Here is an 11,680-nt window from a genome sequence, read left to right as displayed (position 1 = left end):
GGGGCGTGCGGCCCATGCCCGTCGTCGACGCCCTGGTGGCGTCCGCGGAGACCGTGGTCCCCGCCGAGGGGCCGCTGTTCGGCGCGCCGCCCGAGGAGGTCGGCGTGGTGCTGCGGTGGCTCGACCGGCCGGGCACGCGACTCGTGCACTGCGACCGCCCGTGGACGTCGCCCGCGTTCGCCGCCGGGGCGTGGCGCGAGTGGTTGGCGCGCGCCGAGGCCGGTCGCGACCAGTACCGGGAGGCGGGCCACTAGCATGTGGTCGGTCGATACCCCGACGACTTGTGGAGGACCGCTGTGATCACCGCGATCGTGCTGATCCAGGCCGCCGCCGAATCCATCCCGGACGCGGCGCAGGCGATCGCCGACATCGAGGGCGTCACCGAGGTCTACTCGTGCGCCGGCGACGTCGACCTGATCGCCCTGGTCAAGGTCGCCCGGCACGAGGACCTCGCCGACCTGGTGCCCGGCCACATCTCCAAGGTGCCCGGCGTGCTGAACACGGACACCCACATCTCGTTCCGGTCGTACTCGAAGCGCGACACGGACGCGGCGTTCGCCATCGGCCTCGAAGACGCCTGATCACGCCACGCGCGGCCGGCCGGCGAGGGCGTCGCAGCCCTCGTGGGTGAGCTGCGGCGTGCTCGTCCGCGCTCATCGTCGGACGGCTCCGGCCACCCCACGGCGGCAGGCGGACGCCGGCCGGGGCGTGCCACCGCCGAACCTCCGAGCCCCACGCACGCGGAAGGGCCCCGCACCTGACCCAGGTGCGGGGCCCTTCCGGCGAACGGTCAGTCCTCGGGCTGCGCCGGCTTGCCGGCCAGTTCCCCCGCGGGCTTGTTCTCGCCGCTCAGCGTGTCGCCCGAGACGCCGCGCTCGGCCCGGGCACGAGCCAGGGCGGCGGTCTCCTCCGGCGCGTCCGGCGTCAGGAAGCTGCCCGGCACCGGGTGCCCGGCCGAACCCAGCTTGTTCATCTTCTTCGGCACCGAGGCGCCCTGGTACTCCAGCGGCAGCGGGTGGCCGTGGTCGTCGACCGGGCCCAGCGGCTGGTGGATCTCGATGAACTCGCCGTGCGGCAGGCGCTTGATGATGCCGGTCTCGACACCGTGCTCCAGCACCTCGCGGTCCGCGCGCTGCAAGCCGATGCAGATGCGGTAGGTGATGAAGTACGCCAGCGGCGGGATGAGGAGCATGCCGATGCGGCCCGCCCACGTCATCGCGTTCAGCGAGATGTCGAACTTCATGGCGATGATGTCGTTGCCGCCCGAAATCAGCAGCACCATGAAGTACGAGATCGCCATCGCGCCGAGCGACGTCCGAACGGGCACGTCGCGGGGCCGCTGGAGCAGGTTGTGGTGCGCGTAGTCCTTGGTCATCTTGCGCTCGATCCACGGGTACACCGCGGCGAGGCCGGTCAGCAGCGGCAGGCCGAGCATGAACGGCAGGAACGGCTCCGGCACCGTGTAGTCGCCCAGGTAGAGCTCCCACGCGGGCCACAGGCGGATCAGGCCGTCCGTCCACCCCATGTACCAGTCAGGCTGCACGCCTGCCGACACCTGACCGGCGTTGTACGGGCCGAAGTTCCACACCGGGTTGATCTGGAACACGCCGCCCATGATCGCGGTGACGCCGACGACCAGCGCGAAGAAGCCGCCGCCCTTGGCCGCGAACACCGGCATGATGCGGACGCCGACGACGTTGGTCTCCTTGCGGCCCACCCCCGGGAACTGGGTGTGCTTCTGGTACCAGACGAGTCCGAGGTGGACCGCGATCAGCGCCAGGATGATGCCCGGGATCACCAGGATGTGCAGCGTGTAGAGCCGCGGGATGATCTCCGTGCCGGGGAACTCGCCGCCGAACGCCAGCCAGTTGAGCCACGTGCCGATCACCGGGATCGAGATCAGCAGCGCCGCCATCACCCGCAGGCCCGTGCCGGACAGCAGGTCGTCGGGCAGCGAGTAGCCGAGGAAGCCCTCGATCGCGCCGAGCATGAACAGCACGATGCCGATGACCCAGTTGATCTCACGCGGGCGGCGGAACGCGCCGGTGAAGAAGATCCGGAACATGTGGATGACGATCGCGCCCATGAACAGCAGCGCCGCCCAGTGGTGGACCTGGCGCACGAACAAGCCGCCCCGGACGTCGAAGCTGATCTCCAGCGTCGACTCGAACGCCCGCGACATCGGCACGTTCTGCAGGTTCTGGAACGAGCCGTCGTAGATGACCTCCTCCATGGAGGGGTCGAAGAACAGCGCGAGGTACGTGCCCGAGAGCAGCAGCACGATGAAGCTGTAGAGGGCGATCTCGCCGAGCAGGAACGACCAGTGCGTCGGGAACACCTTGTTCAGCTGTTTCCGCAGGCCACCGGCCATGTGGAACCGGTCGTCGGCCCACTTGGCGGCGCCACCCGCCGCGCGGGCGGCTGCGCCCTGCCGCTTGGTCGGCGTGGTGATGCCGCTCATGACTTACGCTCCCAGAACGCCGGACCCACAGCCTCGATGAAGTCGCTGCGGGCAATCAAGTATCCGTCCTCGTCCACCGTGATCGGAAGCTGGGGCAGGGCGCGGGTCGCCGGGCCGAACCGGGGCTTGCCGTAGTGGAAGACGTCGAACTGCGACTGGTGGCAGGGGCAGAGGAGCAGGCCGGTCTGCTGCTCGTAGAGCGACGCCGGGCACCCGAGGTGGGTGCAGATCTTCGAGTACGCGTACAGGTCACCGTAGTTGAAGTCTTCCTGGCCCGCACGCTTGACGATCTTCTGACCAGGGCGGAAGCGCAGCAGGAGGACCGGGTTGTCGGCCCGCTTGGTGGCCACGATGAGCGCGTGCTCGTCCTCGCGCTCGGACTCCCGGAACGGGAAGACGGTCATGTAACCGCCGGCCTCCAGGTCCTCCGGGCGCACCAGCTGCACCTCGTGCGGGTCGCCGGTGTAGTTGCGCAGGTAGACCTTCTCGCCGTTCTCCGCCTTCCAGCCGGTGTGCCAGAGCGAGTCCTTGGAGTCGCTGTCCGCCCACGGGTTCTTGATCAGGCCGCCGAGCGGCACGGCCAGGACACCCAGGCCGAACACGCCGGCGCCGAGGCCCGCGGTCCGCTTGATGAGCGACCGGCGGCCGATCGTCGAGCGCTGACCGGCGTCGGCCAGCTCCGCGATGACCGTGGCCTTGTCGACCTCGGACGACCCGCCGTCGTGGCGCTGCTGGACGGCCAGCTCCTCCGGGATGAACTTCTTCGTGTACAGCAGTGCGCCGACGCCCAGGGCGAGGATCGACAGGCCCAGGGTGAGGCCGATGACCGGCGTGTACAGGCTGTACAGGATGTGGTCGGTGCCGTGCGGGGCCTGGTACTTCCACGGCCACCAGATGAAGGCCACGAGGAACGCGATGCCGGCGAGCGCGGCGATGGCGAACCACAGGGCCACCAGGCGCTCGGCGCGGCGCTCCGCGCGGGTGCCCTTGACCGGCCACCGCTCCTCGTAGTGGACGAGCTCGACGCCGTCCATGCTGGTCCCGAGCTTGACCAGCTCGTCCCGGCTCATCCCGGCGAGTTCCGCCTCGTCGGGGAGCTCGTTCGGCTTCACGCCGCTCATGCCTTGGCTCCGATCCAGAGGGTCACGCCGATCAGGGCGGCGATACCCACGATGAACGCGATCAGACCCTCCGATACCGGCCCGAGGCCGCCGAGGGGGGCGCCGCCGGGGTTGTTGTTCCCGTCGGTCACCGACTTGATGTAAGCGATGATGTCTTCCTTCTCCTCCGGCGTGAGCTGCCGGTCGGAGAACTTCGGCATGTTCTGCGGGCCCGTGAGCATCGCGGTGTACAGCTGCTCCTCGGTCACGCCGTCGAGCTCGGGCGCGAACTTGCCGGACGACAGCGCCCCGCCGCGGCCGGTGAAGTTGTGGCACGCCGCGCAGTTGAGCCGGAACAGCTCGCCACCGCGGGCCGGGTCCTCGCCGCGCAGGGCCTCACCGCGCTCCTCGGGCGTCTGCGGACCGCCGCCGCGGGACTGGATGAACGCGCCGAGCGCGTCCACCTCCTCCGGCGTGAACTTGGCGGGCTTGCGCAGCGCCTGCGCCTCCTGGCGGGCCATCGGCATGCGGCCGGACGACACCTGGAAGTACACGGCCGCCTCGCCCACGCCGATCAGGCTGGGGCCGCGGTCCTCGACGCCGTCGAGGTTCTTGCCGTGACAGCTGATGCAGGTGTTGTTGTAGAGCTGCTCGCCCAGTCGCACCTGCGCCGGGTCGTCCTGCGCCTGCGCGGTCTGCGGCTGCGGCGCGAGGGCGCTGAACAGGAAGCCCGCGGCCAGCAGCGCGAAGCCCAGCGCGAGCAGGCCCGAGATCCGCCTGCGCAGCTTGGTGCCGCGCTTCCGGGCCCGTGTGGTGTTGGTGGTCATGTGTGCGGCAACCCTTGCTGGTGTGAGTTCGGGGTTCGAGCTGGTCAGGGCACGATGTAGATGACGGCGAACAAGCCGATCCAGACGACGTCGACGAAGTGCCAGTAGTACGACACGACGATCGCGGAGGTCGCCTGCGCGGGCGTGAACTTGCTCAGCTTCGTGCGGACCAGCAGGTAGCCGAACGCGATCAGACCACCGATCACGTGCAGGCCGTGGAAGCCGGTCGTCAGGTAGAAGACGGTGCCGTACGCCGAGCTGGGGATCGTGGTGCCCTCCCCGACCAGCGTCACGTACTCGAACGCCTGGCCGCCGACGAAGATCGCGCCCATGATGAGCGTCACGACGTACCAGCGGCGCAGGCCGAACACGTCACCCCGCTCCGCGGCGAACACGCCCCACTGGCACGTGAACGACGAGGCCACCAGGATGATCGTGAAGAACAGTGCGTAAGGCACGTTCAGGTGCGTCGGTGCCGGGGGCCACGGGCCTTCGTTCTGGGCCTTCACCGTGAAGAACATGGCGAAGAGCCCCGCGAAGAACATGAGCTCACTGGACAGCCAGACGATCGTGCCGACGCTGACCATGTTCGGGCGGTTCAGCGAGTGCACGCGCTGGCCGATTGAGGGCGCTGCCGTTGTCACACGACGCATTATTGCTTGCAGGTTTTCGCTCCGCCCATCGGGTCCGGGGCACGTGCGCAGGTCATCTGGGTCACACAGGCGGTGAGGACGTTCATGGGGTTGTTGAGCCGGTGGCGTGACCGACGTGCCCGTCGGGGCGTACCCGCACCGGAGATCGATTCACCCGGCCTGTCGGTCGTGGTGGAGGCGTTCGACGTCGCCGAGGCCGACTCGGCCGCCCTGGCCCGGTCGCCGCGGTGGCGCCCGGACGAGCCCGCGGTGCTGCGACACCACCTCGACCTACCGCCTGACCAGGTAGAACGCGCCCGGGAACTGCTCGCGCCGGACGGCTGGGAGCTGCGGTTCGACGGCCGCTGGCACGCGATGCGGGTGCAGACGCTCGACGCCCTCGGGTGCGCGCAGGAGCGCGCGCGGATGGCGAGCCTGGCCCAGCGACTGGGCGGCGACTGGATCGGGTGGGACGCACTGCAAGTCCCGGGACGTTAGCCAGATAACATCGGCGCCACCTGGCACCCGACCCGCCGGAGGACGCGCAGATGAGCACGCAGACGACCAGGATCCTGGTGTTCAGCCACCGCCCCGAGGTGCGTGAGACGATCATCACTGCGGTGGGGCGCCGTCCCGCGCCGGACCTGGGGCGCGTCGAGTACGTCGAGGCCGGCACCGTCGCCGACGTCCTGTACGAGATGGACGAGGGTCGGGTCGACCTGGCCATCCTCGACGGCGAGGCGCAGCCCACCGGCGGCATGGGCCTGTCCCGGCAGCTGAAGAACGAGATCACCGACTGCCCCCCGGTCGTCGTCGCGGTCCGCCGCAAGGACGACCGCTGGCTGGCGACGTGGTCGCAGGCGGACGCGGTGCTCGTGCACCCGCTCGACCCGCTGGCCGCCGCCGAGACCGTGGCCGAGGTGCTGCGGTCGATGGCCCTGCCCGTCGTACGGGGGTGACCGCCGTGGACCGCACGTGGCCGTTACTGCTGAACCAGCTGATCGACCGCGTCGACCTCACCCAGGACGACACCGGCTGGGCGATGGACCAGGTCATGTCCGGCGCGGCGACGCCCGCGCAGATCGCCGCGTTCGCGGTCGCGCTGCGGGCCAAGGGCGAGACGCCCGAGGAGGTCGACGGCATCGCCGCGATGATGCTGCACCACGCCCGCCGGTTCACGGTGGACGTGCGCGCGGCGGACATCGTGGGCACGGGCGGCGACAACTCCGGTTCGGTGAACATCTCGACGATGGCGGCCCTCGTGACCGCCGCCGCCGGCGTCCCCGTGGTGAAGCACGGCAACCGCGCGGCGTCGTCCAAGTGCGGCACCGCGGACGTGCTGGAAGAGCTGGGCGTGGCGATCGACCTGCCCCCGCTCGGCGTCCAGCAGACCGCGGAAGAGCTGGGGATCGGCTTCTGCTTCGCGCCGGTGTTCCACCCCGGTTTCCGGCACGCGGGCGGGCCGAGGCGCGAGATCGGCATCCCGACGTCGTTCAACCTGCTCGGGCCGCTGACCAACCCGGCCCAGCCCAAGGTCGGCGTGGTCGGCTGCGCGAGGGTCTCCTTCGCGCCGCTGCTGGCGGGCGTGTTCGCGCGCCGCGGCAACACCATGCTGGTCGTGCGCGGTGACGACGGGCTGGACGAGATCACGACGACGACCACGACGTCGGTGTGGGTGGTCGACGGCGGGCAGGTGCGGACCGAGCAAATCGACCCTTCGGCGCTCGGCATCCCGACGGCCCTGCCGGACGACCTCAAGGGCGGTGACGCCGCCGTGAACGCCGAGGTCGTGCGCGAGCTCGTGGCGGGCAAGCCCGGTGCGGTGCGTGACGCGGTGCTGCTGAACGCGGCGGGTGCGATCGCGGCCCACAGCGGGCTGACCGGTGACCTGCACGCGGACCTGTCGAACGCGATGGGCCGGGCCGCCGAGGCGGTCGACAGCGGTGCGGCGGCCGACCTGCTGCGGCGGTGGGCGGCGCGGTCGACGGAGCTGAAGGCCACCCTGGCGAGCTAGCCGCCACCGGGCCGACCGGTCCCCGGGCCGGGTCGTGCCAGGCCAGGTCGTCCAGGCGCAGGTCGTCCCGGTCAGGTCGTCCCGGCGCGATTCGGCCGGCGCAGTTCGGTTCGGGCGCGGTTCGCCTAACGCGCCAAGCGTGCTCCACAGGGGTCCCCCGCCCAGGGGGACCCCTGTTTTTGATCCTGCCGGCCCAGGCCGACAGTCTCCGCGCCGTGTACGCGATCTGTGGACAACTCCGCACACCCGCGATCGGCTGTGGACAAGTGGACAGCTCGCGGCGGCCGCGACCCACCCGCGGACCCCGGCCGACGAGGCGCGAGATGACGGCCACCTTTTCACCGCCGGGCAACAGCGGCCGGTCATGCTGTGACCATGCTCTACACGGTGATGAAGCGAGTGGTGGCGCCCACGGCGCGCCTGGTCTACCGGCCGACCGTCGAAGGCCTCGAGAACGTGCCCGCCGACGGCCCGGTGATCCTCGCGCCCAACCACCTGTCGTTCATCGACAGCATCGTGATCCCGATGGTCGTGCCGCGCCGCGTCTCGTTCCTCGCCAAGGCCGAGTACTTCGAGGGCCGCGGCGTCAAGGGAGCCCTCTCCCGCTACTTCTTCGGCTCCCTGGGCCACGTTCCGGTACGCCGCGGGCTCGGTAGGGCCGCCAGGGCGTCCCTGGACACCGCGAAGGACATCCTGGCGCAAGGCGGCGCGTTCGCCATCTACCCGGAGGGCACGCGCTCGCTGGACGGCCACCTCCACCGCGGCCGCACGGGCGTGGCCCGCATGGCGCTGGAGTCGGGCGCGCCGGTCGTCCCGGTCGGCCTCATCGGCACGGACCGGGTGCAGCCGGTGGACCGCAGGCTCCCCCGCATCCACCCGGTGACGATCCGCTTCGGCAAGCCGCTCCGCTTCGACCGCTACGCGGGCATGCAGGAGTCGCTGCCGGTGCTCCGCTCGGTCACGGACGAGATCGTCTACCAGATCCTGGAGCTGTCCGGGCAGGACTACGTCGACCGCTACCAGAACTCCAACGCCGCGTAACGACAAGAAACGACAAGAAACGACAAGAAAGGGGGCCACCCCGAAAGGTGGCCCCCCGAAAGAGATTCAGCTCACTCGTGGTTCGGACCGGTGTGGTACTCGAACAGGAGCCCGCCGACGGCGATCAGCACCAGCACGACCGCGATCACCAGCAGCCAGACGTGCCAGAACGCGAGCGCCACGCCGGCCGTCGCGGCGGCCGCCGCCAGGCCGATCGGCCAGTAGCTGCCGGGGCTGAAGAAGCCCAGCTCACCGGCGCCGTCGCTGACCTCGGCGTCCGCGTTGTCCTCGGGCCGCACCTCGATGCGCCGGGCGACGAACCGGAAGTACGTGCCGACGATGAGCGCCAGCCCGCCGGTGAGCGCGAGCGCCACCGTGCCGGTCGGCTCGACGAAACCGGTGTCCGCCCAGGTCCAGTAGCCGTACACGACGGCCATGAGGAACGAGAACGCCATCACCAAGTCAAAAATGCGTGCTTCGACCTTCATCGCAGCGTCCTCCTACTTCTCGCCGCCGGACGCCTCGCGGACGGTCCGGTCGGTGTCGAAGGGCTTGGTCGTCACGGCGTGCGGCGTGCACAGCTCGCCGCAGTTCATCTCGGTCAGCGCCTCGGCCGCCGTGTACGGCTGACCGGTGACCGGGTTGGCGGACTTGCGCAGCTCGATGTACCGGTCGAAGTCGTCCGGCGTGAGCGCCCTGACCTCGAAGTTCATCACGGCGTGGTAGACGCCGCACAGCTCGGCGCAGCGGCCGACGAACGACCCGGTGCGGTCGATCTGGTCGATCTGGAACGCGTTGTCCTGGTTGTTCTTCTCGGGCTCGGGGAAGACGTCCCGCTTGAAGTGGAACTCCGGCACGAAGAACGAGTGGATGACGTCGGTCGACCGCAGGTTGAAGCGGATCGACTTGCCCTGCGGCACGACCAGCAGCGGGATCTCGCCGGACGAGCCGACGGTGCTCACCGGCAGGTTGGACGTCTCGGTCTTGTGCTGGGGGTACTGGAACTCCCAGTTCCACTGGAACGCGATCACGTCGACCGTCACGTCGGGCGTCTTCGACTTGTCCGTGACGTAGTTCTGCGTCACGGCCGTGAAGTAGAACAACACCGCCACGATGATCGTCGGCACGACCAGCAGCACGAGCTCCAGCGGCAGGTTGTAGGCGACCTGACGGGGCAGCTCCTCGCTCTTCTTGCGGTGGAACGCGATCGACCAGAGGATCAGGCCCCACACGATCACACCGACCGCGAGAGCCGCGACGACCGACCAGGTCCACAGCTCGCGCATCGCCTCGGCCTGCGGCGTCACGGCCACCGGCCAACCGAAGCGCAGCACCTCTTCCGTGGAGCAACCCGTGGCCCCGACGCCGACCAGGCCGACCAGCCCGCCGACCTTCGCCAGCCGGGCTGCCCTGGTGCCCTCCTTCAGGCCCACTGCTCGCCGCCTCCTCGTTGCCTTCAACCGCTACCAAAGCTCGCAGGCAGGGACGGGATTGCGCCCCACGCCGGATCATGCGGGAGCGTAGCTCAGCGCACCGCGCGTCACCCCTCGGGGGCCGCACCCGTGCGGTGCAGTTTCGGTCACACACCGGCCCACCGGCATACTGGACTCTTCTCCACACGACTCGAAAGGTGTTACCGCGTGTGTGGCCTGGTAGGACTGGTTTGCCCTGGCGAGAACGAGGCCGAGCGGGCGCGCTCGGCGGTGGCGGGGGCCCTGCGCTGCATGCGTCACCGCGGCCCCGACGAGAGTGGCACCTGGCACGGCGGTGAGGTCGTCTTCGGCTTCAACCGGCTGTCCATCATCGACATCGAGCACTCGCACCAACCCCTGCACTGGGGGCCGCACGACCAGCAGGGCCGGTACGCGATCCTGTTCAACGGCGAGATCTACAACTACGTGGAGCTGCGCGCGGAGCTGACCAAGCAGTTCGGCGCGGTGTTCGCCACGGACGGCGACACCGAGACGATCGTCGCGGCCTACCACTACTGGGGCCCGGCCGCGGTGGCGAAGCTGCGCGGCATGTTCGCGTTCCTGATCTGGGACAAGGCGCGGCGGGTCGTGTTCGGCGCGCGCGACCCGTTCGGCATCAAGCCGCTGTACTACGCGGCCGGTCCGGGCGGCGTGGCGTTCTCCAGCGAGAAGAAGTCGGTGCTGGAGCTGGCGCCGACGATCGGCATCATGCCGAAGGTCGACAAGAAGGCCCTCCAGCACTACCTGATCCTGCAGTACGTGCCGGAGCCGGAGTCGCTGCAGAGCGAGATCCACCGCATCGAGTCCGGCACGTCGTTCACGCTGGTCCCGGGCGGCAAGCCGGTCGTCGAGCGATACTTCCCGGCGACGTTCCGGCCGCGCGCCGTGCGCGGCGAGGCGGACGAGAACCGGCTGTACGACGAGATCACCGAGGCGCTGCGCGACTCGGTGGCCAAGCACATGCGGGCGGACGTGACGGTCGGCTCGTTCCTGTCCGGCGGCATCGACTCGACGGTGGTCGCGGCGCTGGCCAAGGAGCACAACCCGGACCTGATCACGTTCACCACCGGGTTCGAGCGGCAGGGCTACTCGGAGATCGACGTGGCCGCCGAGTCGGCCGCCGCGATCGGCGTGAAGCACGTGGTCAAGGCGGTGACGGCGCAGGAGATGATGGACGCGCTGCCGCTGATCACGTGGTACCTGGACGACCCGGTGGCGGACCCGGCGCTGGTGCCGCTGTGGTTCATCGCCCGCGAGGCGCGCGAGCACGTGAAGGTGGTGCTGTCGGGCGAGGGCGCGGACGAGCTGTTCGGCGGCTACACGATCTACCGGGAGCCGCTGTCGCTGGCGCCGTTCGAGAAGGTGCCGGGCGCGTTGCGCAAGGCCATGGGCAAGGTGTCGACGAAGATCCCGCAGGGCGTGCGCGGCAAGGACCTGCTGCGGCGGGGCGCGCTCACGCTGGAGGAGCGCTACTACGGCAACGCGCGGATCTTCATGGACGACCAGATCCGGCAGGTGCTGCGCACGTACGACCCGAACGTGTCGCACAAGGACGTCACGGGGCACGTGTACCGGGAGTCCGAGGGCTGGGACCCGGTGACGCGCATGCAGCACGTCGACCTGTTCACGTGGCTGCGCGGCGACATCCTGGTCAAGGCCGACAAGATGACGATGGCGAACTCGCTGGAGCTGCGGGTGCCGTTCCTGGACCCCGAGGTGTTCCGGATCGCGTCGCAGGTGCCGTCCGAGCTGAAGCTGACCCGGGAGACCACCAAGCACGCGTTGCGCCGGGCGATCCGCGACATCGTGCCCGCGCACGTGCTGAACCGGCGCAAGCTGGGCTTCCCGGTGCCGATCCGGCACTGGCTGAAGGACGAGATGCACGACTGGGCGGTGCAGCACGTGCGCCAGTCGCAGACCGACGAGTACCTCGACAAGAACGCCGTGCTGCGGCTCATCGAGGAGCACCGGTCGGGCGTGGCGGACCACAGCAGGCGGATCTGGGCGCTGCTGGTGTTCATGATCTGGCACGGGATCTTCGTGGAGGGCCGCATCCGCCCGGCGATCCCCGAGCCGCACTACCCCGTGAAGCTGTAGCCCGTTGAGCGCGAAGGCCCCCGGCACGCGTGCCGG

General features: G+C 69.8%; 12 protein-coding genes and 1 pseudogene. 7 read left to right on the top strand and 6 right to left on the bottom strand.

The features are described 5' to 3' along the window. Both ACFQ3T_RS14570 and ACFQ3T_RS14565 read left to right on the top strand, forming a co-directional pair. Window positions 1–254, top strand: a pseudogene (locus tag ACFQ3T_RS14570) (DEDD exonuclease domain-containing protein); the annotation flags it as partial. A gap of 42 nt (window positions 255–296) precedes the next feature. Continuing rightward, on the top strand, window positions 297–581 hold the full coding sequence (locus ACFQ3T_RS14565) for an Lrp/AsnC family transcriptional regulator (RefSeq protein ID WP_158840431.1): 285 nt from the start codon (window positions 297–299) through the stop codon (window positions 579–581). A 209-nt stretch (window positions 582–790) separates the two neighbouring features. Here the strand turns inward: ACFQ3T_RS14565 and qcrB are convergent, their stop codons facing one another. Genes qcrB through ctaE form a run of 4 tightly spaced genes read right to left on the bottom strand, consistent with a single transcriptional unit; the run spans window position 791 to window position 5,041 of the window. Further along, on the bottom strand, window positions 791–2,461 hold the full coding sequence (gene qcrB, locus ACFQ3T_RS14560) for a cytochrome bc1 complex cytochrome b subunit (RefSeq protein ID WP_380723782.1): 1,671 nt from the start codon (window positions 2,459–2,461) through the stop codon (window positions 791–793). Continuing rightward, window positions 2,458–3,582: a cytochrome bc1 complex Rieske iron-sulfur subunit gene (gene qcrA, locus ACFQ3T_RS14555; RefSeq protein ID WP_380723781.1), complete on the bottom strand. Its 1,125-nt coding sequence runs from the start codon at window positions 3,580–3,582 to the stop codon at window positions 2,458–2,460. Before qcrA ends, qcrB begins: the two co-directional genes overlap by 4 nt. After that, window positions 3,579–4,388 carry a cytochrome bc1 complex diheme cytochrome c subunit gene (qcrC, locus tag ACFQ3T_RS14550; RefSeq protein WP_380723780.1) on the bottom strand — a complete coding sequence of 270 codons (810 nt, stop codon included), beginning with the start codon at window positions 4,386–4,388 and terminating at the stop codon, window positions 3,579–3,581. Before qcrC ends, qcrA begins: the two co-directional genes overlap by 4 nt. Before the next feature lie 44 nt (window positions 4,389–4,432). After that, window positions 4,433–5,041, bottom strand: a complete 609-nt coding sequence (gene ctaE, locus ACFQ3T_RS14545; RefSeq protein WP_380723779.1) for an aa3-type cytochrome oxidase subunit III — start codon at window positions 5,039–5,041, stop codon at window positions 4,433–4,435. 84 nt (window positions 5,042–5,125) lie between these two features. On the opposite strand from ctaE, the gene ACFQ3T_RS14540 reads away from it, so the two are divergent. From ACFQ3T_RS14540 to ACFQ3T_RS14525, 4 genes are all read left to right on the top strand, one after another. After that, complete coding sequence (locus ACFQ3T_RS14540; RefSeq protein WP_380723778.1) at window positions 5,126–5,518, top strand: hypothetical protein; 393 nt, start codon at window positions 5,126–5,128, stop codon at window positions 5,516–5,518. Window positions 5,519–5,568: 50 nt separating this feature from the next. After that, window positions 5,569–5,979: a hypothetical protein gene (locus ACFQ3T_RS14535; RefSeq protein WP_380723777.1), complete on the top strand. Its 411-nt coding sequence runs from the start codon at window positions 5,569–5,571 to the stop codon at window positions 5,977–5,979. Beyond that, window positions 5,976–7,034, top strand: coding sequence for an anthranilate phosphoribosyltransferase (trpD, locus tag ACFQ3T_RS14530; RefSeq protein ID WP_380723776.1), 1,059 nt, complete (start codon window positions 5,976–5,978; stop codon window positions 7,032–7,034). Before ACFQ3T_RS14535 ends, trpD begins: the two co-directional genes overlap by 4 nt. Before the next feature lie 375 nt (window positions 7,035–7,409). Then, on the top strand, window positions 7,410–8,075 hold the full coding sequence (locus tag ACFQ3T_RS14525) for a lysophospholipid acyltransferase family protein (RefSeq protein WP_380723775.1): 666 nt from the start codon (window positions 7,410–7,412) through the stop codon (window positions 8,073–8,075). A gap of 71 nt (window positions 8,076–8,146) precedes the next feature. Here ACFQ3T_RS14525 and ACFQ3T_RS14520 read toward each other — a convergent pair whose 3' ends face one another. Further along, complete coding sequence (locus tag ACFQ3T_RS14520; RefSeq protein ID WP_380723774.1) at window positions 8,147–8,563, bottom strand: cytochrome c oxidase subunit 4; 417 nt, start codon at window positions 8,561–8,563, stop codon at window positions 8,147–8,149. 12 nt (window positions 8,564–8,575) lie between these two features. Next, window positions 8,576–9,508 (bottom strand): aa3-type cytochrome oxidase subunit II, encoded by a 933-nt coding sequence (gene ctaC / locus ACFQ3T_RS14515; protein WP_380723773.1) that lies wholly within the window; start codon window positions 9,506–9,508, stop codon window positions 8,576–8,578. A gap of 207 nt (window positions 9,509–9,715) precedes the next feature. Here ctaC and asnB point away from each other — a divergent pair, with 207 nt between their 5' ends. Continuing rightward, window positions 9,716–11,644: an asparagine synthase (glutamine-hydrolyzing) gene (gene asnB / locus ACFQ3T_RS14510; RefSeq protein WP_380723772.1), complete on the top strand. Its 1,929-nt coding sequence runs from the start codon at window positions 9,716–9,718 to the stop codon at window positions 11,642–11,644. The last annotated feature ends 36 nt before the right edge of the window (window positions 11,645–11,680 follow it).

The sequence above is a fragment of the Saccharothrix hoggarensis genome (genome assembly GCF_042678885.1).
GTDB classification, from domain to species: domain Bacteria; phylum Actinomycetota; class Actinomycetes; order Mycobacteriales; family Pseudonocardiaceae; genus Actinosynnema; species Actinosynnema hoggarensis.
This window is presented reverse-complemented; position numbering and strand designations above follow the sequence as displayed.